The sequence below is a fragment of the Micromonospora sp. CNZ322 genome (assembly GCF_007827755.1).
Window position 1 is genome coordinate 350472 of the sequence record NZ_VITD01000001.1, and the last position, 22312, is coordinate 372783.

The following is a 22312-nucleotide window of genomic DNA, read 5'->3' on the forward strand; positions in this document are numbered from 1 at the left end:
GCGGGCGGCAGCACCTCGCGTCCGTCAGGCGGCGGGCGGCAGCACCTTGGCGATCAGTTTGGCCAGCTCGCGCAGCGCCTTGCCCCGGTGACTGATGGCGTCCTTCTCCGCCGGGGTCAGCTCGGCGTTGGTCCGGTCCTGTCCGTCGCCCAGGAAGATCGGGTCGTAGCCGAACCCGCCGTCGCCGCGCGGCGCACGCAGCACCCGCCCGGACTGCCGGCCGTCGACGAGGTGCTCCTTGCCGCCGGGCAGCACCAACGCGACGGTGCAGACGAACGAGGCGGCCCGCTGCTCGTCCGGGACGTCGGCGATCTGGTCCAGCACCAGCTGAAGGTTGGCCCGGTCGTCGCCGTGCTGGCCGGACCAGCGGGCGCTGAACACTCCCGGCATGCCGTTGAGCGCGTCGACAGCGAGCCCGGAGTCGTCGGCGATGGTCGGCAGCCCACTCTGCCGGCAGCCCTCCCGCGCCTTGATCAGCGCGTTCTCGCCGAAGGTCAGGCCGGTCTCCGGCAGCTCCGCGTACTGCTCGACGTCGTCCAGCCCGAGCAGGGCGATTCGGTGCGCGCCGAGCGCGCCGTCCAGGATCCGCTGCAGCTCGACCAGCTTCTTGCGGTTACGGGTGGCGAGCAGGACCTTGTTCATGCTGAGACACCTTTGTTCGCGACTGCGGGGCTCGCAAGCTTCCTCGCGCTCACGCGAGGGCCTTCCGCTGGGCTTCGGCCAACTCGGCGCAGCCGGCGACGGCCAGGTCGAGCAGGGCGTCGAGCTGGTCGCGGGCGAACACGCCCGCCTCACCGGTGCCCTGCACCTCGACGAAGTCGCCAGCACCGGTGCACACCACGTTCATGTCCACCTCGGCGGCGACATCCTCCTCGTAACAGAGGTCGAGCCGGGCCTCCCCGGCGATGACCCCCACGCTGACCGCGGCCACCGAGCGGTGCATCACCTTCTCCGGCTTGCCGGCCAACGACTTGCGGGCGGCAAGCCAGCCCACCGCGTCGTGCAGGGCGACGTACGCGCCGGTGATCGCGGCGGTGCGGGTGCCTCCGTCGGCCTGGAGCACGTCGCAGTCGAGCACTATCGAGTTCTCGCCGAGCGCCTTGAGGTCGATGCTGGCCCGCAGACTACGGCCGATCAACCGGGAGATCTCGTGGGTACGGCCACCGACCCGGCCCTTGACGCTCTCCCGGTCTGAGCGGGTGTTGGTGGCCCGGGGCAGCATCGCGTACTCGGCGGTCACCCAGCCGAGCCCGGAGCCCTTGCGCCAGCGGGGCACCCCCTCGGTGACGCTCGCCGTGCAGAGCACCCGGGTGCCGCCGAACTCGACGAGCACCGAGCCCTCCGGATGGGTGCTCCAGCCTCGGGTCAGGGTCACCGGTCGAAGTTGAGAGGGCCCTCGCCCGTCAGGTCGCGCCATCCCTGCACCCTATGCGGTGCGGCGATCCACCTCGCTCGGGGTGCCCCGGAGAACGTCCGCGCCGTGCACACCGACGAACCCGGCGACCGCCGCCGGGCCTCGCGAACCGCGCGTGCCGCGTCAGACGTCGTAGCTGGCGCCGGGCCGGACCACCTCGAGCGGCCCGGTGTACGCGGAAGCGGCCGACTCCAACGTGTGCGCCTCGCTGCCCCAGGCGGGCACCAGGTGGGTGAGCAGCAGCCGACCCACCGCGGCCTTGGTCGCCGCCTCGCCGGCCTCCCGACCGGTCAGGTGCAGATCCGGCGGATTGTCCATGCCGTCGAGGTAACTGGCCTCGCAGAGGAACACGTCGGCGTTCTGGGCCAGCCGCAGCAGCGCCTCACAGGGCGCGGTGTCCGACGAGTAGCACAGCGAACGGCCGTCGTGCTCCAGCCGCACACCGTACGTCTCGACGGGGTGGTTGACCCGGTCGACGGTGACGGCGAACGGGCCGATCGGGAAGGTGCCCGGCTGGAGCGCGTAGAACTGGTACACGTCCTCCACCGAACCGTCGTCGCCGTACGCGGCGCTGAGCCGGTCCGGTGCGCCGGCTGGTGCGTACACCGGCAGCGCCGGGTAGGGGCCGTCCGGGGCGTACCGGCGCACCACCACGTACAGCACGGCGTCGAACATGTGGTCACAGTGCAGGTGGGTCAGCAGGATGGCGTCCGGGGCGTGCAACCCGGCGTACCGCTGGAGGCTGGACAGCGACCCCGAGCCGAAGTCGACCAGGAGCCGGAAGCCGTCGGCCTCGACGAGGTAGGCCGAGCAGGGCGACTCGGGGCCAGGGAAGCTGCCGGCGCTTCCCAGAACGGTCAGTCGCATCGAGTGGTCTCGCTGTCACTATCAGTAGCAACCGCGCCGGCGATGGTTCCGGCCATGATCTCTACCGACGCGTACGCCACGCTGCGCAGCCTACGCTGGCGCACCCGGCAGCAAGAATCATCCAACGGAAGTTGTCACGAACGTGACACCCGCTCGCGGTACGTCGGGAAGCGCACGGGCCGTCGACGAATGTCGACGGCCCGTAGTCGGCAGACCAGATCGGTCAGGCCCAGAGCTGCCCGTCCAGGGCGTCCTCGGCATCGGCGAGGGTGCCGCCGTACGCGCCGGTGGACAGGTACTTCCACCCGCCGTCGCAGACCACGAAGGCCACATCGGCCCGCCGGCCGTCGCGCACCGCCTCGTGCGCCACCGCCAGCGCGGCGTGCAGAATCGCACCGGTGGAGAACCCGGCGAAGATGCCCTCCACGTCCACGAGCTGGCGGGTGCGCAACACCGCGTCCCGGGTGCCGACCGAGAACCGCCGGGAGAGCACCGAGGCGTCGTAGAGCTCCGGAACGTACCCCTCGTCGATGTTGCGCAGGCCGTAGACCAACTCGCCGTAGCGCGGCTCGGCGGCCACGATCTGAATGCCCTCGACCTTTTCCCGCAGGTAACGCCCGGTGCCCATCAGGGTGCCGGTGGTGCCCAGCCCGGCCACGAAGTGCGTGATGCTGGGCAGGTCGTGCAGCAGCTCCGGCCCGGTCGTCTCGTAGTGCGCCCGCGCGTTCGCCTCGTTGCCGTACTGGTAGAGCATCACCCAGTCGGGGTGCTCGACGGCGATCTGCTTCGCCGTGGCGACCGCCTGGTTGGAACCACCCGCCGCCGGCGAGAAGATGATCTCAGCCCCGTACATCCGGAGCAGCTGCACCCGCTCGGTGGAGACGTTCTCCGGCATCACGCAGACAAGCCGGTAGCCGCGCAGCTTCGCCACCATCGCCAACGAGATGCCGGTGTTGCCACTCGTCGGCTCGAGGATGGTGTCACCCGTGCGGAGCCGGCCAGCCTCCTCCGCCGCCCGGACCATGAACAGCGCCGCGCGGTCCTTGATGCTGCCGGTGGGGTTGCGGTCCTCCAGCTTGGCCCAGAGCCGCACCGGAGGGGCACCGTCGGGCACCGTCGGGGAGAGTCGGGGCAGGCCGACCAGCGGCGTACCCCCGCAGGCGTCGAGCAGGCTGTCGTACCGCGCCATGGCGGCCGACCTCAGCGAGCCGCGACGGCGTCGCGGGCCACCGCGGCGGCGGCACCCTGCGAGCTGATGCTGTGCGAGCTGATCGCCGCTGCGGCGGCGAAGCCGAACGCGCCGCCGGCCACCGCAGGCAGGATGGTGACGCTGTCGCCGTCGGAGAGCTTCGCGTCGAGCGCGCCGAGGAAGCGGACGTCCTCGTCGTTCACGTAGACGTTGACGAAGCGGTGCAGCGTGCCCGCGTCGGTGATCAGCCGGCCACGCAGACCGCCGTGCCGGGAATCCAGGTCGGTGAGGAGATCGGCGAGCGTGTCGCCGGTGCCGTCGACGACCTTGGCGCCGCCGGTGTAGCTGCGCAGGATGGTGGGGATGCGAACCTCAATAGCCATGATGTGGAACTCCTCGATCGGGTGTGCCTACGGTGACGGGACGAGACGGCTGCGGCGCTGACAGGTCAGCGGCCGGAACACTCGTAATCGACCGTCGCCGGGCTCTGCCCGAACATGTAGGACTGGACGGCGTGCGGGTCGACACCGGCCTCCACGACACGGACCGGCTCCTCGGTGACCACGCCGTCGACGATCCGGAACGACCGGATCTCCTCCGAGTCGGGCTCACGAGTCGACACGAGCAGGTAGTGCGCCCCCGGCTCACCGGCGAAGGAGACATCCGTCCGCGACGGGTACGCCTCGGTGGCGGTGTGCGAGTGGTAGATGACGACGGGCTCCTCGTCCCGGTCGTCCATCTCCCGCCACACGCGCAGGTGCTCCATCGAGTCGAACTCGTAGAAGGTCATCGACCGCGCGGCATTGTCCATCGGGATGTGCCGGGTCGGGGTGTCGCTGCCGACGGGACCGGCGACCACGCCGCACGCCTCGTCAGGGTGATCCCGGCGCGCGTGGGCGACGATCGCGTCAATGATCGACCGGTCGATGCTCAGCACGTGCACCAGCCTAACGCCTGCCGGGCACGGGCCGAAGTGGTGCCGGTCACCCCTAGTCGATCAAGGCGTTGAGCAGCGATTCCTGTAGATACCCGAGATAGGCGTAGACCGAAAGCTGGAACACCCGGCTGGAACCCGGGTCCTCAGCGACCGCGTCGTCCAACTCCTCGCCCAGATCCGTGCCGTCCTTGATCTCCAGGCGGACGCCCATCGCGAGCCGGGCGTCGTTCAGTGCCCGCAACCACGCCTCGGCGGCCTCGGCGTCCAGCCGCACCTCGCCACCGGCGTCGTCCGGCAACGCGGCCAGGATCGCCCCCGCCTGATCGATCTTCGCGGTCTTCAGGTCGCCCTCGGTGTAGCGGCGGAACTCGGCGGTGCCCGGAGCGTCCTGTGGGTAGACCGCCGGAAAGAGCCGACCGACCACCGGGTCGGTGTGGTCGAAACCATCGGTGAGCAGACCCACCACCTCGGAGGCGACCTTGCGCAGCACCCGCACCTCGTCGACGGCGAAGACTGCGACGTAGTGACCGGCCTGGCGATGGAACATGCTCATGATCTGTCCACCGTCGCCCACAGCCCGTACGCGTGCAGCTGCGACGCGTCGTGCTCCATCCGTTCGCGGGCACCGGTGGAAACCACGGCACGACCCTTGTGGTGCACGTCCAGCATCAGCTGTTCGGCCCTCTCCCGGCTGTAGCCGAAAAGCTTCTGGAAGACCCAGGTCACGTACGTCATCAGATTGACCGGGTCGTCCCACACGATCGTCACCCACTGCCGGTCGGACGCCGGCACCTCGTCAGTGTCCGGCGTCTCGACCGGTGCAACCTGCGGAGCCGCCATGCCCCCCATCGTGCCACCGGTTTCCCGGAACCGAGGAACCGGAACGCCGGCCCGGCGCGGATCACCCACCCCAGGCCCTCCCGACCCGCCCCGGCCGCCATCGGAGGTGGGGTCCGGCCCGGACCCGGACCAACCGGTGGGCGCGCCGTCAGGCGAGCAGAATGCCGTGATCGACTGCATCGGAGAGCACCACGCCCAGCGAGAGGCGGATCACCTCGAACCGTCGGGAGATCTCCCTGGACAACCCCAACTCGACCTCGCGCACCGCCCGTTGGGACCAGGCCCGCGCCGCGCTGTGGTCGCCGGTGCCGGGCGTACGCCACTGCTGCCAGCACCCGCCGGAGAGCGCCACCGCGATGGGCGGGAGCACCTCGTCCCGGGACGCCACCGGATAGCTGGCGGCGGCGTCGATCGCCTCCAGGCCGGTCAACTCGGCCACGCCAGCCGTGCTGGTGATCAACAGCACCTTGTCCAGTTCGTGGCCGGGCCGGTGATCGGCCAGGCCGTACTGCACCGCGGCGGCGATCCGGCGGCGCACACCTTCGGCCGGCGGCGCGCCGAGCACCTGGGACGCGACGTCGGTCATGATGCCGCGCACCGCCTGATCGCACTGCGCGGTGGCCAACAACGACAACGCCGCCATCTCCCGGTCGAGGAGATCCGGTAGGCCGGCACAGCCGACTCCGAACACGATCTCCTGAACGGCCCGAAGGTGGATGTTCGCCAACTCCAGGGCGAGGTGCTGGCGGATCCTCTGAGCACACGAGCGGGCGTGGCGGTCGAGCCGCTCGGACCAGTCACCCGGATCGGCGGCCACGGCGACGCGGCCCTGCTGGCCCGGTAGAACCGGTGGGTCGACGCTGGCCCGCTGCAACCCCTCACGCGACGCCCAACCCACCAGCGCCCGCCGCAGGTCGGCGGCGGTGTCGGCCCCGTCGACCGGGAACCACCGCGCGCCGGCCAGCGCCGGCACCGCGGCCAGGAGTGCCGCCCGATGTGCCTCCACCGTCACCGCGACCGCGTCCACCTCGGTCTCCGCACCCCCGACCGGCGGGACGGACGCCCCCGCGCCCTCCGTAGTCGCCGTGCCGTCGGTCAGCGGAGCCCACCCCGCCGCGCCGGGAGTGACCGCGAAGACGACCTCCACCGAGGTCGGGGCGACTTCGGCGAGCAGGTTCAACTCGGCGGCTGTGAAGGCCTGGTCGGCGGCGATCACGAAGAGCAGCGCGCCGGCTCGGCCCGCCGCTTCGAGCAGCACCCGGGTGCCGGACACGCCGAGGGTGGCGGTGTCCGGAACGTCGACCAGGGTGAAGTGCCGCAGCAGCGGCTGGGGCACGCTCAGCTCGACCCGCCGGGGTGGGCGGGCCAACGCCGGACCGGCGGCGTCCCGGTCCGCGCCGTACGAGTGCGGCTGGCGGTAACCGGGCACGAACGCCGCGCGGGTGGCCACCTTGGCGTCGCGCACCACCAACCAGCTGCCCGCCGGCACGGTGAGCATGACCGGGTCGAGCTCGAGCAGGGTGGCGAGCACGGCACGCCGCTCGGCACCGGCCGGGCCGACGGCGACTACACCGAGCGGCTCGTCCGGGGCGGCGCCGGACACGCCGACCCGGGTGGGGAGGGGGCCGCAGATGGGTAGGTCGGTTGGGCCGGTCATGTCGTCCGGCGAATCGACCGAGGGGAGAGGGCCCTGCTTCATCAGGTGCCTCCCGTTGCAGGTGACCGTGGGTGCGGTCGCGAAAATTCCGGTGCGTCAACCCGGATGTTCCGAAGACTACGGGCGGGCTGGCGACCGGGCGGAACACCTCGAATACTCACGGGTAATTGTGCGAATACTCAACTTCGCACCGTGACGGTGCGGGCGCGGACGGATTCCGGTCGATATGCTGCGCGAATGAGTCGATGGGAGTTCGTCGGCCGCACGGGTGAGCTCAACCGCCTGCTGGAGGCGGTGACCGGTGAGGCCGGCCGCGGGCTCTTCTTCAGCGGCAGCGCTGGCATCGGCAAGAGTCGGCTGCTGCGCGAGGGCGTGGGCGCGTTGCCCACCGACCGGTTCGCGATCTGGTCCATCGCCGCCAGCGCCACCACCGCGGCGCTGCCGTTCGGCGGGCTGGTCCAGGTCCTCCCCGCCGAGCAGCCCCAGGGCCTCTCCCCCGCCGGCATCCTGCGCTGGGCGCTCAACGTGCTGCAACAGCAGGCGGCCGGCCGTCGGATCGTGCTCGCCATCGACGATGCCCACCTGCTCGATCCACCCTCGGCCGCACTTGTGCATCTGGTCGCCCGCGCCGAGAACGCCACAGTGGTCGGCACCCTGCGCGACGGCGAGCAGATTCCGCTGCCGATCCGCGCACTCTGGACCGACGACCTGGTCGAGCACGTCGAGCTGACCCCGATGCCGCAGGAGGAGACAACCGACCTCCTGGCGGCGATCCTGGGCGGCCCGGTCGACGCCGGCTCCGCCGACCGGCTCGGCCGGCTGTCGGCCGGCAACCCGCTGCTGCTGCGCGAGCTGGTGCACGCCGCCAACGGCAGCGCCGAGTTGAAGCGCACGTACGGGATCTGGAAGTGGACCGGGCGACTGGAACTGGCACCCAACCTGACCGACCTCATCGACACCCGCGTCGGCAAGCTCACCGACGGCGTCCGCGCGGTCGTCGAGCTGGTCGCGTTCGGCGAACCACTGGGCCTGCACCTCCTGAGGCAGGCCGCCGAACAGTCGGACGTGGAGACCGCCGAGGAACGCGGGCTGATCACCGTCATCCAGCACGACCGGCGCACCAACGTCCGGCTGGCGCACCCGCTCTACGGCGAGGTGATGCGCCGTCGCTGCCCGGTCAGCCGCACCCGCCGACTCCAGGCACACCTCGCCGAGCTGCTTGAGCAGGTCGGCAAACGCCGACGCGACGACCTGTTGCGGGTGGCCGTCTGGCGACTCGACTCGGGCACCGCACAGGATCCGGCTCTGCTGCTGGACGCAGCGGTGCAGGCGTTCACCCGCTACGACGTGCCGCTGGCGACCCGCCTGGCGCGGGCCGCGCTGAACGCCGACGGCGGCTACGACGCGGCGGAGCTGCTGGCCACCATTCTGATGTTCGCCGACCGGCCCGACGAGGCGATCGACGTCCTCGACGCGGTCACCCCCGAACCCGGCGACGAGCGGCGGCTCTGCCGCTGGCTGACCGTACGCGGCATGGTCAGCTACTGGGGGCTGACCCAGCAGTCCACGGTGGAGGAGATCGCAAGCCGGGTCGAGCAGCTCAGCGACTCCGCCGACCGGTCCCGGGTGCACGCCTTCGAGGCGATCATGCGTCTGCACCGACTGGACACGACCACAGCTGTGCAGCTCAGCCGACGGGTACTGGACCGGCCGGCGGCCGGCGTCGCCGCCCGCGAGCTGGCCCGTTCCACCATCGCGTACGTCCAGGCCGCGCAGGGCGAGCTGACCCGCAGCGGTACGGCGATCGCTCAGGTGCACTCGGCCGCGGCGAACTGGCGCACCGACATGCCGTACCTCCAGTTGGCCTTGGAACTGGCCCGAGGCACCCGGCTCATGCTCACCGGCGACCTGGCCGGGATCGACGCGATCGTGGCCGACGAGTTCGCCGACCTCGCCGGAGCCGGCGACTTCCGCCTCGGCACCGGCTACCTGGCCATCCTCCAGGCGTACGCGGCCCGGCTGCGCGGGCAGAGCGACGCGGCCCTGCGGACCTCCCTGGGTGCCTGCGCGGTGCTGGCCACGAGTCGGGTCTACGCCGGTCTGGCTCAGGCCGAACGCGCCCAGGCGGCGGCGCTGCGCGGTGACGCCGCGCAGGCGGTTTCGGCGATGGCCGAAGCCGACCGCACCCACTCGCCGGGCATGGCTGTGCTCTACCCGTGGCTGGAGCAGGCCCGGGGCGCGTCGCTCGCCGCCTCGGGCGACCTGCCGGGCGCTGTCAAACACCTCGGTGACCTGGTGGATCGGCTGCGCTCGGACGGCTTCGCCGGGCACGAGGTGCATGTGCTGCACGACCTCGTCCGACTCGACCAGGCGGGCATGGCGGTCGGCCCCACCTGCTCCGACGGAGGTCGGCGCACCGTCGCGCAGCGCCTCGCCGAGCTCTCCGAGCGGGTCGACGGGGTGCTGCCGCCGCTGCTGGCCAGGCACGCCCGCGCCGCGGTGACCGACTCCCCCACCGATCTGCTCGCGGTCGCCGACGACTATGCCGCCCTGGAGTTGACCGTGTACGCCGCCGAGGCCACCTCCCAGGCCGTCCAGCGGCTGCGCCGGCAGCACTCGGCTGCCGCCAACGACGCCCGGGAGCGCCTCGCCGGGTTGCTCGGACGCTGTGACCTGATCCGGACGCCGGCGCTCCAGGCGGGCGCGCCCGTGCTCACCGAGCGGGAGTGGCAGGTGGCGCGCCTCGCCGCGCACGGCGCTCCCAGCCGGGCCATCGCCGAACGGCTCTACCTCTCGGCGCGCACCGTGGAGAACCACCTCCAGCGGATCTACGCCAAGCTCGGCGTCACCGGCCGGGCCGAGCTGTGGGCGGCGTTGCGCTCGATCCCGGGCCACGACGGCGGCGACCCGAGCTGAACCTTAGGCTGGGGCGGTGAGCATCCACCGCCCCGCGCTCCTGACCGACCACTACGAGCTGACCATGGTCAGCGCGGCACTGAAGGACGGCACCGCCGACCGCCGGTGTGTCTTCGAGGTGTTCAGCCGCCGGCTGCCCAGCGGCCGCCGGTACGGCGTGGTCGCCGGGACGGCCCGGCTGATCGAGCTGATCCGCGACTTCCGGTTCGACCCCGCCGAGGTCGAGTTCCTGCTGCGGACCGGGGTGGTCGACGAGACGGCGGCGGCGTGGCTCACCGACTACCGCTTCACCGGCGACATCGACGGGTACGCCGAGGGTGAGCTGTTCTTCCCCGGTTCACCGATCCTCACCGTCTCCGGCGGCTTCGCCGAATGTGTGGTGCTGGAGACGCTGGCGCTGTCCGTGCTCAACCACGATTGCGCGGTGGCCGCCGCAGCGGCCCGGATGGTGACCGCGGCGCGGGGCCGGACGCTGATCGAGATGGGGTCGCGTCGGGCACACGAGGAGGCGGCGGTGGCCGCAGCGCGGGCCGCGTACCTGGCCGGGTTCCGGTTCACGTCCAACCTCGCCGCCGGCGCGCGCTACGGCATCCCGACGGCGGGCACGGCGGCGCACGCGTTCACCCTGCTGCACGACGACGAGCGGGCGGCGTTCGCCTCGCAGGTCGCCACGCTGGGCAAGGACACCACCCTGCTGGTCGACACGTACGACATCAGCCAGGGCATCCGCAACGCCATCTCGGTGGCCGGGCCGGACCTGCGGGCGGTACGGATCGACTCGGGCGACCTCGCGGTGATCGCTCAGCAGTCCCGGGAGTTGCTCGACTCGCTGGGCGCCACCGAGACCAAGATCATCGTTTCCGGTGACCTGGACGAGTACGCGATCGCCGCGCTGGCCGCCGAACCGGTGGACATGTACGGCGCCGGCACGGCCGTGGTCACCGGCTCCGGGGCACCGACCGCCGGGCTGGTCTACAAACTGGTCGAGGTCGAGGGACGGCCGGTGGTGAAGCGCTCCGAGCACAAGGCCACCATCGGCGGCCGGAAGGTCGCGGTCCGCCGGCACAAGCCGACCGGCACCGCCACCGAGGAGGTCATCGTCCCGCAGGGCGTTCCCGACCGGCAGCCCAACGACCGCCTGCTCCAGCAGTCGTACGTGGTCGCCGGTGAGTCGGTGCCGCTGCCCACCCTCGACGAGTCACGGGAGCACCTGCGGGAGTGCCTGATCTCCATCCCGTGGGAGGGACTGAAGCTGTCTGTGGGCGATCCGGCAGTGCCGGTCACCGTCGTACCCGCTGCCTGAGTCATCCCCGAGCGCCACCGACCGACCGTGTGGAGAGAGGAAACCCCCCGATGGCCAACGCGCTGATCATCGTGGACGTGCAGAACGACTTCTGTGAGGGCGGCTCGCTGGCCGTCGCCGGCGGCGCAGGGGTGGCCGCCGGCATCTCCCGGTTACTCGCCGCCGAGCCGGACCGGTGGGCGCACGTTGTCGCCACCAAGGACTACCACGTCGACCCGGGTGCCCACTTCGGCGATCCGCCGGATTTCGTGGAGTCCTGGCCCCGGCACTGTGTGGTAGGCACCACCGGTTCGGAGTTCCACCCGGAACTGGACATCGCCCGGGTCGAGGCGATCTTCCACAAGGGCGAGCACGCGGCGGCGTACTCCGGTTTCGAGGGGCATGCCGACGACGGCGAGTGCCTGGCCGACTGGCTGCGCCGGCGCGACGTGGACCGGGTCGACGTGGTCGGCATCGCCACGGACCACTGCGTCCGGGCGACCGCGCTGGACGCCGCCCGGGAGGGTTTCGCCACCACCGTGCTGCTGGAGTTGACCGCCGCCGTCGCCCCGGCGACCACCGACGTGGCCCTGCGCGCGATGGAGGGCGCCGGGGTGATCATGCACGGCCAGCCTGTGATCAGGGCCGCATGAGGCGCTAATTGGTTGGCCAACGGGCCGCCGCCGGTCGAGGATGTCGCCGGAGGTACGGACCCACGTGAACATGAAGCCTTACCGGCGGGCGCTCGCCCTGCCCGGCCTGCGGTCGCTGCTGGTGGTCGCCGTCCTCGCCCGCATCCCGCTCACCGCGACCGGGGTGACGCTGACCTTCCACGTGGTGCTCGACCTTGATCGGGGTTACGGGGCGGCCGGCCTGGTGGGTGCGGCGGTCACAGTGGGCGCGGCGATCGGCGGGCCGCTGCTCGGCCGACTCGTGGACCGGCGTGGACTGCGCCCGGTCCTGGTGCTCACCGCCATCGCTGAGGCGATCTTCTGGTCCACCGCGCCGACGTTGGCGTACCCCGTGCTCCTGCCGGCCGCCTTCGTGGCCGGCTCCCTGGCCCTGCCCATCTTCTCCGTGGTCCGTCAGTCGATCGCCGCGCTGGTCCCGGAGGACCAACGCCGCCCGGCCTACGCACTGGACTCGATGTCGGTGGAGCTGTCCTTCATGATCGGCCCGGCGTTGGCGGTGGCCCTGGTCACCGCGATCTCCGCGCAGACCACCATGTATCTGGTCGGTGGCGGCATCGTCGCCGCCGGGATCGCCCTGTGGGTGGTCAACCCACCGATCCGGGAGGCCACCGAGCCCACCGGCCCCCAACGCCGGGTGCCGCGCCGGGAGTGGCTGACCCCCCGACTGCTCGCCGTCCTGGCACTCAGCGCCGCGGCGACCCTGGTGCTCGGGGGCACCGACGTGGCGGTGGTCGCCGTCCTTCGGGCCAGCGGCGAGGTCGGCTGGACGGGCGCGGTCCTGGCCATCTGGGCGGTCGCCTCGCTGGCCGGCGGTTTCGCGTACGGGGCCGTGCACCGCTCGTTCTCCCCGCTGGTACTGACCGCCGCGCTGGCCCTGTGCACCATTCCGGTGGGGCTGGGCGGTGCGCACTGGTGGCTGCTGTGCCTGGCGCTGATCCCCGCCGGCGCGCTCTGCGCGCCGACCATCGCGGCCGGCTCGGACGCGGTCAGCCGCCTGGTTCCGGCCGAGGTACGCGGTGAGGCGATGGGTCTGCACGGTTCCGCGGTCACCGTCGGCATCGCGGTCGGCGCCCCGCTCGCCGGCGCGGTGATCGACGCCAGCGCGCCACTCTGGGGCTTCGTGGTAACCGGTGCGCTCGGCGCGCTGGTCACAGTGGTGGTGCTCCCGATCGAGCTGCGCCGCCGCCGCATCGCCGAAGCGGCCACCCCGCCGCCCGCCGAGGCCGATCTCACCTCCGCCGCCCACTGACGACCCCGCCGGCGTCAGCGAAGCTGAAGGTCGGCGTCCCCAACCGGTCCCTCGCTGCGCTGTCCAACGCGGCCGTGGAGCCGCGTCGAAACGGCCTGCGTGCTGCTCTGGCGGAACGACGCATTGCCACACCGGTAGGCGATCCACCTCGACCGCCCGACAGACGGCACACATGCTCACGGCAGATATACCTGTGAGGCATATTCATGACTCACAGGTATATCGCTCGTCAGCACTACCGTCACCTGGAGATCCGGCCACGCAGGTGCGACGCGGGCCCGCCGGACCAGACGGAGCCAAGCGGACCCAGATGGCGACGGGCGCCGCTCCCGGTGTCCCGGGGGCGGCGCCCGTCGTACTGCTGAGCTTGAGCGTCAGTGCCGGTCGGCGTCGCTCGCGGTGTCCTCGCGGTAGCTGGCTCCGCCGTCCGACTCGCTGGTGAGCGGCTTGGCGCCACCCTCCGGCGGGCCGGCCAGGCTCTGGCCACCGGCGGCCAACTCCGGGAACTTCGCGTCGAACGCCGGCCGCTCGGAGCGGATCCGGGGCATCTTGTCGAAGTTGCGCAGCGGCGGGGGGCTGCTGGTCGCCCACTCCAGCGAGTTGCCGTGACCCCAGGGGTCGTTCACCTCGACCACTGGGCCGGTCTTGTACGACTTCCAGCAGTTGTAGATGAACGGCAGCGTCGAGATGCCGGTGATGAACGCGCCCACCGTGGAGATCGTGTTCAGAGTGGTGAAGCCATCACCCGCCTGATAGTCGACGTAGCGCCGTGGGAACCCTTCGGCTCCAAGCCAGTGCTGCACCAGGAACGTGGTGTGGAAACCGATCATGGTGAGCCAGAAGTGCACCTTGCCCAGGCGCTCGTCGAGCATCCGGCCGAACATCTTCGGGAACCAGAAGTAGATGCCCGCGAAGACCGCGAACACGATGGTGCCGAAGAGCACGTAGTGGAAGTGCGCCACCACGAAGTACGAGTCCGACACGTGGAAGTCGATCGGCGGGCTGGCCAGCAGCACACCGGTGAGACCACCGAAGAGGAAGGTGACCAGGAAGCCGACCGACCAGAGCATCGGCGTCTCGAAGCTGATCTGGCCCCGCCACATGGTGCCGATCCAGTTGAAGAACTTCATGCCGGTCGGCACGGCGATCAGGTAGCTCAGGAAGCTGAAGAACGGCAGCAGCACCTGACCGGTCGCGAACATGTGGTGCGCCCAGACGCTCATCGACAGCGCCGCGATGGAGATGGTGGCGGCCACCAGACCCTTGTAGCCGAAGATCGGCTTGCGGGAGAAGACCGGGATGATCTCGCTGATGATGCCGAAGAACGGCAGCGCCACGATATAGACCTCGGGGTGCCCGAAGAACCAGAACAGGTGCTGCCAGAGCATCGGCCCACCGGTCGCCGGGTCGTACACGTGGGCACCGAGCATGCGGTCCGCGGCCAGCGCGAAGAGCGCGGCGGCCAGCAGCGGGAAGACCAGGATCACCAGGAGGCTGGTGACCAGGATGTTCCACGTGAAGATCGGCATCCGGAACATGGTCATGCCGGGCGCGCGCAGGGTCAGCACCGTGGTGATCATGTTCACGGCGCCGAGGATGGTGCCCAGGCCGGAGATGGCCAGACCCATGATCCACATGTTGGCGCCGACGCCCGGCGAGTGCTCGACGCTGCTCAGCGGCGCGTACGCGAACCAGCCGAAGTCAGCGGCGCCACCCGGAGTGATGAATCCCGCGGTCGCCATCGTCCCGCCGAACAGGTACAGCCAGTAGGCGAAGCTGTTCAGTCGGGGGAAGGAGACGTCAGGCGCGCCGATCTGGATCGGCACGATGTAGTTCGCGAACGCGAACACGATCGGCGTCGCGAAGAACAGCAACATGATCGTGCCGTGCATCGTGAAGAGCTGGTTGTACTGCTCAGGCGACAGGAACTGCAGCCCGGGTCGGGCCAGCTCAGCACGCATGACCAGGGCCATCAGGCCACCGATCATGAAGAACACGAACGCGGTGACCATGTACATGATCCCGATTTGCTTCGCGTCCGTGGTTCGCAGCAGCCGCGCGATGGCCGACCCCTTGACCGGCTCCCGGACCGGCCAGGGCCGGGTCACGACCGGCTTGGGTGCGACGGTGGTCACGAGTGGCCTCCGGTTCTCGGTTGTCCCGCTCGGCACACGCTGGTTATCGGCGGGCCGTCATCCGCAAGGAGGATAGTCCCCGGCAGGTCGCAGCGCCGCGTGGGGTGGCGTGACACGATCTACAACGGGCCTACAGCGGGCCGAGCAGGAGCCGGTAGTGCTCCCCGAAGATCCGGTCGCCGCGTCCGCGCAGCAGCGGGTCGCGCAGCGCCGGCGGGACGTCCCTGGTGCGGTTGCGGTCCCGGGTCCGGTCCCGCACCCATCGGGTACGCGGACGGCGACGACTTTCGTACGCCACGAGCGCCGCCTCCACGCTGTTGGCGGCGCGCAGCGACTCGGCCAGCACCACGGCGTCCTCCAAGGCCATGGCCGCACCCTGCGACAGTGTCGGCGCGGTGGCGTGCGCCGCGTCGCCGACCAGCAGGACGCGCCCCCGGTACCAGCGGCCCAACTCCACCTCGTCGGTGATCCCGACGTGCACCTCGTCGAGGGCTGCCAGCACCTCGGGTACCGGGCCGCGGTAGTCGGCGAAGAGGTCCCGCAGCCGGGCCAGCGGGTCGGCGGGTTCCTCGGTGCCGGCCTCGTCGGCGTAGAGGTGCAGCCGCCCGGCGCCGATCGGCACCATCAGGAACCCGGAGCGCTGGCCGAGCAGTGCGGTCCACTCGGTGACCGGTGGACCGTCGCGCAGGACGGCCCGGTAGACCACCTGCCCGACCGGGCGTGGTGGCCCACCGAGCGCGGCCAGCGCGCGGACCGAGGAGCGTGGCCCGTCGGCGCCGATGACCAGGTCGTACTCCGTGGTGGTGCCGTCGGTGAAGGTGACGCCGACCGCGCCCGGGAGGAGGTCCAGGGTGCGGACCTCGGCGCCGTGCCGGACGGCGCCTCCGGCACCGCTGAGCAGCACCCGGTGCAGGTCGGCCCGGGGCAGCGCCCGGCACTCGCCGACGCCGGTCCAGAGTGCGTCGAGGTCGACCTCGCAGAGTTGCGCGCCCGCGGCGTCGAAGAACCGCTGCCGGCGGATCACCTGCCCGATCGGCCGGACCGGGTCGTGCAGGTCGAGCCGGTGTAGCGCGCGGGCGGCGTTGCCAGGCAGGTAGAGACCGGTCTCGGTGGACTCCCCCGGCGGCAGCTTGTCGGTGACGTCGGGCCGGAAGCCTGCCAGGCGCAGCGCCCGGGCCACGGCCAGGCCGGCGATGCCCGCGCCGACGACGAGGATGCGCAGGGGGGAGCCACCCATGGTGGTGTACGCCTCCGGAGGGGGAGCGGCACGCGTTGGAGGCAACACGCTACTCGGAGCGATCGACGCACACCAGGCCCAATCGGTCCGCACCCCGCCGCTCGTCGGTGACCCGCGCCGCTTGGCTGGCCGTCCGCTGCCAGCCGTCCGGCGGGACATGGCAATCCTCACAATTCACCAGTTCGACCCGTACAGTTGCGCACCAGTTTCAGACATGTAAATGTGTCGTTGAGCGTGGGAGCGCTCCCGCACTGCCCCACCACATCCGGCGCCCGGCACGCGCCGAGTCAAGGAGTGTCATGAAACGTCAACTTCGGGCCCTGGCCGCCGCCGGGTTGCTGGTCGCCAGTTCCCTGGTGGCAGTAGCCCTCGGCGGCAGCGCCTCCGCCGACACCCAGATCTGCGAACAGTACGGCTCGACCGTCATCGGGGGCCGCTACGTGGTGCAGAACAACCGCTGGGGCACCACCGCCCAGCAGTGCATCAACGCCACCAACAACGGCTTCGAGATCATCACTCAGAACGGCAGCAGCCCCACCAACGGGGCGCCCACGGCGTACCCGTCGGTGTTCTTCGGTTGTCACTACACCAACTGCTCCCCCGGCACGAACCTGCCGATCCAGGTGAGCCAGATCAGCAGCGCCACCAGCAGCATCTCCTACCGCTACGTGAGCGGCGCCACCTACAACGCGTCGTACGACATCTGGCTGGACCCGTCGCCCAAGCGGGACGGGGTGAACCAGATGGAGATCATGATCTGGCTCAACCGGCAGGGCCCGATCCAGCCCATCGGCTCGGTCGTCGGCACCACGAACCTGGCCGGCCGCACCTGGGAGGTCTGGCGGGGCAGCAACGGCTCCAACAACGTCATCTCCTACGTCGCGTCGTCGGCGATCTCCAGCCTGAACTTCAGCGTGCTGGACTTCATCAACGACACCCGCAACCGGGGTGCGATCACCAACTCCTGGTACCTGACCAGCATCCAGGCCGGCTTCGAGCCGTGGCAGGGCGGCGTCGGCCTCGCGGTGACCTCGTTCTCGGCCAACGTCAACGGTGGCGGCAACCCCACCAACCCGCCTCCGACGACCCCGCCGCCGGGCGGTGGCGCGGGCTGCGCGGTGAAGTACACGGCGAACTCGTGGAACAACGGCTTCACGGCCGACGTGCAGATCACCAACACCGGGTCCAGCGCGATCAACGGTTGGACGCTCACCTACAGCCTGCCCGGCGGGCAGCAGGTGACCAACGCCTGGAATGCCACTGTGAGCCAGAGCGGCTCCACGGTGACCGCCCGCAACACCGGCCACAACGGGTCGGTCGCACCCGGGGGCACTGCCAGCTTCGGCTACCAGGGCACGCTGAGCGGGTCGTACTCGTCGCCGACCAGCTTCTCGCTCAACGGGGCAACCTGCTCCCGCTCGTGAACTGACGGTGGGGGCGCGACCGTGCGGTCGCGCCCCCACCACTCAGGGGATCAGGGTCAGACGCGGGTGAGGCGTACGGCGTCGGCGACGACCAGGCCGGTGGCGTTGCTCCACCGGCTCACCCCCACCCGGTTGGCATCACCGGCCGGGAGTGTGAACGTGCCGAGGATTCGCCACTGCCCGCCGGTGGCCCGTTGGTCGACCCGGACGGTCTGGTTGCCGGCGCTGGTGGCGACGATGTACGGGGCGGCGCTGTTGTAGCCCGAGTTCGCCGGCCACCAGGCCTCGACCCGGTAGTTGGCGGTGGCCGGGACGTTGAACCGGTACCACGCGACATCGCTGGCGGCGACCGGGTCCGCGTAGCGGTAGTCGGCGCCGTAGCGCTGACTGGAGTACGACGACACACCCCAGTTGGCGCTGGCGGTGAACCGACCGCTGGTGGTGTTGTCCACAGTGGAAGACCATGTCGCTCCACCGCCGGCCATTCTCGCCGCCACGTCGGCGCGCATGACGTTCAGGTCGATGAAGGAGGGGTCGATCTTGCCGGTGGTGCTGGTCTCCCGGTGGCCCCGGGCGTAGCTGCTGTCCCGGCCGAGTCGGGTGAGCACGGCGGCGGTGGCGGCGAGCGAGGCGTTGTACTGCGCGGCCGTCATCTCCTGGTTGACGCCGTTGTAGTCGATCTCCCACCCGATCATCAGGGTGTTGCCGTCCCCGGCCGGGATCGGCCCGCTGCCGCCGCTGACCCCGGCGTGGTTGCACCGGCCGGCGGAGATGACGTGGAAGACGCCGTTGTAGTCGACGAGCGCCTGGCACAGCGGCCCCGGCAGGTCGGACCGGCCGTTGATGCAGATGCCCAGCGCCGGGTGCGGGTTGCTGGCGCTGGAGGTCGAGGCGGTGTGGTGCCAGAGCACCCCGATCGGGTCGAACGAGCCGGGCCGCATCCGGTTGAGCCAGTCCCCCTCGACCACGACCTGGACCCCGGCGGCGCGCAGCACGTCCACCAGCCAGGGAATCGTCGCCATCAGGCGTCCTGAAGCAGGTCGGCGAGGCACTCGGCCTTCGGCGCGGCGTTCGCGGCGGCGGGTCGGGCGACGACGGTCAGCGCGGCGACCACCAGGGCGGGGATGCCGAGCACCCCACGGCGGCGCAGACGGATGGACGGGGTTCGGGCCATGGCGATCCTCCAGCGACGGCGGGTACGAACGGATCGACGAACGTGATGACGGGCACGCTATACCGTCGCGTACGTCGATGTCGATACCCTTCATTGCCGGGTCGCTGGCTGAAGGAAACCGCCGATTCAGACCTCGCCGAGCGCGTCGATGTCGCGCATCTCCTCCGCCGTGAGCGAGAAGTGGAAGACGTCGAAGTTGGCGGTGATCCGCTCCGGGGTCACCGACTTCGGGATCACCACGATCTCGTGGTCGATGTGCCACCGCAGCACCACCTGTGCCGGGGAGACGCCGTGCGCGGCGGCGACCCTGGTCAGCACCGGGTCACTGAGGTCGCTGGTCTTGAACGGGCTGTACCCCTCCAGCACCACGCCCCGGTCCCGGTGCTCGGCGTGCCGCTGCCGGTCGTACAGCGACGGGCTCCACCGGATCTGGTCGACCGCCGGGTTCTCCTCGGTGGACTGGATCAGCTCGTCGATCTCCGCGGTGCTGTAGTTGCTCACCCCGACCGCCCGGGCCAGGTTCTCGTCGCGGGCGGCGAGCAGCTCACGCCAGAGCGGGATGCTGTCCCCCGGCGACGACGGCGGCCAGTGGATCAGCCACAGGTCGACGTGCTCGACCCCGAGCGCCTCCAGGCTGGCCTCCAGCGTCGCGCGCTCCCGGCCCACCCGGTCCGGCGGGAGCTTGGTGGTGATGAAGAGGTCCTCCCGGCGCAGCCCGCTCTCCCGCACCGCCCGGCCGACCTCCCGCTCGTTGCCGTACACGGTGGCGGTGTCGAGGTGCCGGTAACCGGTGTCGAGCGCGGCCAGCACGGCGTCGTAACCGGCCTGGCCGGTGGCCTGCCAGGTGCCGAAGCCGAGCAGGGGCATCCGCACGTCACCGGGGAGCAGGGCGGTGGGCTGGTCGGTGTGGTCCATGAGGTCCGTTCTACCCCGCCGCGCCCCCGACCGCCGAGCGAACCGGACACTCCGGCGTCCAGCGCACCGGTCCGGTTTGCCGGAGAATGCCTGTGTGACCGACCGGCTGGAGGAGTACCGGCGACGGCGGGACGCGGCCCGCACGCCCGAGCCGGTTCCGCCGGAGAGCCCTCCGTCGCCCGGCCCCGACGCCGACGCCGCCCGCTTCGTCATCCAGCAGCACCACGCCCGCAGCCTGCACTGGGACCTGCGCCTGGAGCGCGACGGGGTGCTCGCGTCCTGGGCGGTGCCACGCGGTCTCCCCCGCGATCCGGGTCGCAACCACCTCGCCGTGCACACCGAGGACCACCCGATGGAGTACCTCGACTTCGCTGGCGAGATCCCCGCCGGCGAGTACGGCGGCGGCCGGATGCTGATCCACGACCGGGGCACCTACCGCTGCGAGAAGTGGCGCGACGACGAGGTGATCGTGACGCTCTCCGGTGAGCGGACCGCCGGCCGCTACGTCCTCTTCGCCACCGGCGGGCGCGACTGGATGGTCCGCCGCACCGACCCCGCGCCGCCTGGCTGGACAGCGATGCCGGATCTGGTCCGACCGATGCACAGCACGCCCGCCGCCGGGCTCCCCCGCGACCGCGCCGCCTGGGGGTACGAGCTGCGCTGGGACGGCGTCCGGGCGATGGCGTACGTCTCCGGCGGGCGGCTGCGGCTGCTCTCCGAGACCGACGAGGAGATCACCGGCGGGTATCCGTGGCTGCGAGCGACGGCCGAGGCGCTCGCGCCCACCGAGGCGGTGCTCGACGGTGTGCTGGTCCGCATCGACGGTGCCGGGCGGGTCCGCCCGGTCCGGCCGGCCACCGGCAGCCGGGTCCCCGCCGGCGCCCAGTACCTGATCGTCGACCTGCTCTGGTTGGAGGGCGTGAGCAGCGTCGACGTGCCGTACGCGCAACGCCGGGAGCTGCTCGATGGGCTGGTCTTGTCCGGTACGCACTGGCAGACTCCGCCGTGGTTCCCGGGCGCGGGCGACGAGGCCCTGCGTGCCGGGCGGGAACAGGGCCTGCCGGGCGTGGTCGCCAAGCGACTGGACTCGGTCTACCAGCCGGGGCGGCGCAGCCGGCACTGGCTGAGCATCGACGCGGCGTGACGGCGAGGAGCGACGTGTACCTGACTCACCTGGACTGCCCGCGCTGCGGCAAGGAGCACGCCGCCGACCGGTTACAGAATCTCTGCGAGTGCGGGTCACCGCTGCTGGCCCGCTACGACCTGCCGGCCGTGGCGAAGGCGGTCACCCCTGAACGCTTTCCGCTGCGCCCGGCCGACCTGTGGCGCTACCGCGAGGTGCTGCCGGTCGCCGACCCTCGGCACGTCACCACGCTGGGTGAGGGCTGGACGCCGCTGTTGCGGACTCCGGCGTACGGCACCGAGATCGGCATCGCGGACCTGATGGTCAAGGACGAGGGGCTGATCCCGACCGGGTCGTTCAAGGCCCGGGGCGCGGCGGTCGGGGTGAGCCGGGCCCGCGAGCTGGGCGTCGAGCGGATCGCGATGCCCACCAACGGCAACGCCGGGTCGGCCTGGGCCACGTACGCCGCGCGGGCCGGAATGGGCGCGACCATCGTCATGCCGCTGGGGGCGCCGAGCATCTGCCGGCGCGAGTGCGTCGCCGCCGGTGCCGACCTGCGCCTGATCGACGGGCTGATCGGCGACGCCGGTCGGCGGGTGGCGGAGCTGATCGCGGAGTCGAACGGGGCGATCTTCGACGCTGGCACGCTGCGCGAGCCCTACCGGCTGGAGGGCAAGAAGACGATGGGGTACGAGATCGTCGAGCAGCTCGGCTGGCAGACGCCGGACGTGATCATCTATCCGACCGGCGGCGGGGTCGGCCTGATCGGCATCCACAAGGCGCTGCACGAGCTGCGCGAGCTGGGCTGGATCGGCGACAAGCTGCCCCGCCTGGTGGCGGTGCAGTCCACCGGCTGCGCGCCGATCGTGCGGGCCTTCGCCGCCGGCGAGAACCGGGCGCAGCCGTGGGAGGACGCGCACACTGTGGCGTTCGGCATCACCGTGCCGGCTCCGCTGGGCGACGAGCTTATCCTGGCGGCGCTGCGGGAGTCCTCCGGCACGGCGGTCGCCGTCGACGACGCGGACATCCTGGCCGATCTGCGGGACTTCGCCGCCCGGGAGGGGCTGCTGCTCTGCCCGGAGGGGGCGGCCTGCCTCACGGCGGCCCGGCAACTGCGAGCGGGCGGGTGGATCCGGGCCGGCGAACGGGTGGTGGTGCTCAACACCGGTGCGGGGCTGAAGTATCCGGACACTGTCGACGTCTCCGGCGTACCCCTGATGGGGTGACATGGCGGCACCCCGCGGACCGGGCGGTCCGCGGG

The 22312-nt window shown here is 71.3% G+C and carries 21 protein-coding genes; 7 read left to right on the forward strand and 14 right to left on the reverse strand.

Annotation, left to right across the window (positions count from 1 at the left end; translation table 11 throughout):
* Positions 1-24: 24 nt before the first annotated feature.
* From rdgB to FB453_RS01715, 9 genes are all read right to left on the reverse strand, one after another.
* Entirely contained in the window at positions 25-642 is a 618-nt protein-coding gene (rdgB, locus tag FB453_RS01675; RefSeq protein WP_091393561.1) for an RdgB/HAM1 family non-canonical purine NTP pyrophosphatase, read from the reverse strand.
* 49 nt (positions 643-691) lie between these two features.
* Complete coding sequence (rph, locus tag FB453_RS01680) at positions 692-1417, reverse strand: ribonuclease PH (protein WP_091393564.1); 726 nt, start codon at positions 1415-1417, stop codon at positions 692-694.
* 120 nt (positions 1418-1537) lie between these two features.
* Entirely contained in the window at positions 1538-2281 is a 744-nt protein-coding gene (locus tag FB453_RS01685; protein ID WP_030331266.1) for an MBL fold metallo-hydrolase, read from the reverse strand.
* Between the two features lie 223 nt (positions 2282-2504).
* On the reverse strand, positions 2505-3470 hold the full coding sequence (locus tag FB453_RS01690; RefSeq protein ID WP_112582229.1) for a PLP-dependent cysteine synthase family protein: 966 nt from the start codon (positions 3468-3470) through the stop codon (positions 2505-2507).
* 11 nt (positions 3471-3481) lie between these two features.
* Positions 3482-3853, reverse strand: a complete 372-nt coding sequence (locus FB453_RS01695) for a MoaD/ThiS family protein (protein ID WP_145786995.1) — start codon at positions 3851-3853, stop codon at positions 3482-3484.
* Between the two features lie 65 nt (positions 3854-3918).
* Entirely contained in the window at positions 3919-4407 is a 489-nt protein-coding gene (locus FB453_RS01700; RefSeq protein ID WP_030487200.1) for a M67 family metallopeptidase, read from the reverse strand.
* Positions 4408-4459: 52 nt separating this feature from the next.
* Positions 4460-4960: a DUF2017 domain-containing protein gene (locus FB453_RS01705; protein WP_091393575.1), complete on the reverse strand. Its 501-nt coding sequence runs from the start codon at positions 4958-4960 to the stop codon at positions 4460-4462.
* The gene (gene clpS, locus FB453_RS01710) at positions 4957-5247 is read right to left on the reverse strand and encodes an ATP-dependent Clp protease adapter ClpS (RefSeq protein ID WP_088946433.1); all 291 of its coding nucleotides are present in this window, start codon (positions 5245-5247) and stop codon (positions 4957-4959) included. Before clpS ends, FB453_RS01705 begins: the two co-directional genes overlap by 4 nt.
* A gap of 148 nt (positions 5248-5395) precedes the next feature.
* Complete coding sequence (locus FB453_RS01715) at positions 5396-6946, reverse strand: P-loop NTPase family protein (protein ID WP_145786997.1); 1551 nt, start codon at positions 6944-6946, stop codon at positions 5396-5398.
* A 195-nt stretch (positions 6947-7141) separates the two neighbouring features.
* On the opposite strand from FB453_RS01715, the gene FB453_RS01720 reads away from it, so the two are divergent.
* The 4 genes from FB453_RS01720 to FB453_RS01735 are packed head-to-tail and all read left to right on the forward strand — an operon-like array spanning position 7142 to position 13043.
* Complete coding sequence (locus tag FB453_RS01720; RefSeq protein ID WP_145786998.1) at positions 7142-9820, forward strand: LuxR family transcriptional regulator; 2679 nt, start codon at positions 7142-7144, stop codon at positions 9818-9820.
* 16 nt (positions 9821-9836) lie between these two features.
* Positions 9837-11123 (forward strand): nicotinate phosphoribosyltransferase, encoded by a 1287-nt coding sequence (locus tag FB453_RS01725; protein ID WP_145787000.1) that lies wholly within the window; start codon positions 9837-9839, stop codon positions 11121-11123.
* 50 nt (positions 11124-11173) lie between these two features.
* A complete protein-coding gene (locus FB453_RS01730) occupies positions 11174-11755 on the forward strand; it encodes an isochorismatase family protein (protein WP_145787002.1) in 582 nt (193 codons plus the stop codon).
* 40 nt (positions 11756-11795) lie between these two features.
* Entirely contained in the window at positions 11796-13043 is a 1248-nt protein-coding gene (locus FB453_RS01735) for an MFS transporter (RefSeq protein ID WP_145787004.1), read from the forward strand.
* Positions 13044-13417: 374 nt separating this feature from the next.
* Here FB453_RS01735 and ctaD read toward each other — a convergent pair whose 3' ends face one another.
* Together ctaD and FB453_RS01745 are read right to left on the reverse strand one after the other, a co-directional pair.
* Positions 13418-15178 carry an aa3-type cytochrome oxidase subunit I gene (gene ctaD, locus FB453_RS01740; protein WP_145787006.1) on the reverse strand — a complete coding sequence of 587 codons (1761 nt, stop codon included), beginning with the start codon at positions 15176-15178 and terminating at the stop codon, positions 13418-13420.
* Positions 15179-15308: 130 nt separating this feature from the next.
* Positions 15309-16415: an FAD-dependent monooxygenase gene (locus tag FB453_RS01745; protein WP_112582240.1), complete on the reverse strand. Its 1107-nt coding sequence runs from the start codon at positions 16413-16415 to the stop codon at positions 15309-15311.
* Between the two features lie 299 nt (positions 16416-16714).
* Between FB453_RS01745 and FB453_RS01750 the strand changes: the two genes are divergently transcribed.
* Positions 16715-17839 (forward strand): glycoside hydrolase family 12 protein, encoded by a 1125-nt coding sequence (locus FB453_RS01750; RefSeq protein WP_145787008.1) that lies wholly within the window; start codon positions 16715-16717, stop codon positions 17837-17839.
* Positions 17840-17895: 56 nt separating this feature from the next.
* Here the strand turns inward: FB453_RS01750 and FB453_RS01755 are convergent, their stop codons facing one another.
* The 3 genes from FB453_RS01755 to FB453_RS01760 form a co-directional block, all read right to left on the reverse strand.
* Positions 17896-18861: a golvesin C-terminal-like domain-containing protein gene (locus tag FB453_RS01755; protein ID WP_145787010.1), complete on the reverse strand. Its 966-nt coding sequence runs from the start codon at positions 18859-18861 to the stop codon at positions 17896-17898.
* On the reverse strand, positions 18861-19013 hold the full coding sequence (locus tag FB453_RS33985; RefSeq protein ID WP_167457661.1) for a hypothetical protein: 153 nt from the start codon (positions 19011-19013) through the stop codon (positions 18861-18863). Before FB453_RS33985 ends, FB453_RS01755 begins: the two co-directional genes overlap by 1 nt.
* A 126-nt stretch (positions 19014-19139) precedes the next feature.
* Positions 19140-19928: an aldo/keto reductase family protein gene (locus tag FB453_RS01760; RefSeq protein ID WP_145787012.1), complete on the reverse strand. Its 789-nt coding sequence runs from the start codon at positions 19926-19928 to the stop codon at positions 19140-19142.
* A 94-nt stretch (positions 19929-20022) separates the two neighbouring features.
* Between FB453_RS01760 and FB453_RS01765 the strand changes: the two genes are divergently transcribed.
* A complete protein-coding gene (locus FB453_RS01765; RefSeq protein WP_145787014.1) occupies positions 20023-21072 on the forward strand; it encodes a DNA polymerase ligase N-terminal domain-containing protein in 1050 nt (349 codons plus the stop codon).
* 14 nt (positions 21073-21086) lie between these two features.
* Positions 21087-22277 carry a threonine synthase gene (locus FB453_RS01770; RefSeq protein ID WP_145787016.1) on the forward strand — a complete coding sequence of 397 codons (1191 nt, stop codon included), beginning with the start codon at positions 21087-21089 and terminating at the stop codon, positions 22275-22277.
* Positions 22278-22312: the final 35 nt, after the last annotated feature.

Excerpts from the sequence above, each read along its gene's own strand:
- rdgB (WP_091393561.1), bottom strand. The coding sequence starts at position 642 with ATGAACAAGGTCCTGCTCGCCACCCGTAACCGCAAGAAGCTGGTCGAG.
- rph (WP_091393564.1), bottom strand. The coding sequence starts at position 1,417 with ATGGCGCGACCTGACGGGCGAGGGCCCTCTCAACTTCGACCGGTGACC.
- FB453_RS01685 (WP_030331266.1), bottom strand. The coding sequence starts at position 2,281 with ATGCGACTGACCGTTCTGGGAAGCGCCGGCAGCTTCCCTGGCCCCGAG.
- FB453_RS01690 (WP_112582229.1), bottom strand. The coding sequence starts at position 3,470 with ATGGCGCGGTACGACAGCCTGCTCGACGCCTGCGGGGGTACGCCGCTG.
- FB453_RS01695 (WP_145786995.1), bottom strand. The coding sequence starts at position 3,853 with ATGGCTATTGAGGTTCGCATCCCCACCATCCTGCGCAGCTACACCGGC.
- FB453_RS01705 (WP_091393575.1), bottom strand. The coding sequence starts at position 4,960 with ATGAGCATGTTCCATCGCCAGGCCGGTCACTACGTCGCAGTCTTCGCC.
- clpS (WP_088946433.1), bottom strand. The coding sequence starts at position 5,247 with ATGGCGGCTCCGCAGGTTGCACCGGTCGAGACGCCGGACACTGACGAG.
- FB453_RS01715 (WP_145786997.1), bottom strand. The coding sequence starts at position 6,946 with ATGAAGCAGGGCCCTCTCCCCTCGGTCGATTCGCCGGACGACATGACC.
- FB453_RS01720 (WP_145786998.1), top strand. The coding sequence starts at position 7,142 with ATGAGTCGATGGGAGTTCGTCGGCCGCACGGGTGAGCTCAACCGCCTG.
- FB453_RS01730 (WP_145787002.1), top strand. The coding sequence starts at position 11,174 with ATGGCCAACGCGCTGATCATCGTGGACGTGCAGAACGACTTCTGTGAG.
- FB453_RS01735 (WP_145787004.1), top strand. The coding sequence starts at position 11,796 with ATGTCGCCGGAGGTACGGACCCACGTGAACATGAAGCCTTACCGGCGG.
- FB453_RS01745 (WP_112582240.1), bottom strand. The coding sequence starts at position 16,415 with ATGGGTGGCTCCCCCCTGCGCATCCTCGTCGTCGGCGCGGGCATCGCC.
- FB453_RS01750 (WP_145787008.1), top strand. The coding sequence starts at position 16,715 with ATGAAACGTCAACTTCGGGCCCTGGCCGCCGCCGGGTTGCTGGTCGCC.
- FB453_RS01755 (WP_145787010.1), bottom strand. The coding sequence starts at position 18,861 with ATGGCGACGATTCCCTGGCTGGTGGACGTGCTGCGCGCCGCCGGGGTC.
- FB453_RS33985 (WP_167457661.1), bottom strand. The coding sequence starts at position 19,013 with ATGGCCCGAACCCCGTCCATCCGTCTGCGCCGCCGTGGGGTGCTCGGC.
- FB453_RS01760 (WP_145787012.1), bottom strand. The coding sequence starts at position 19,928 with ATGGACCACACCGACCAGCCCACCGCCCTGCTCCCCGGTGACGTGCGG.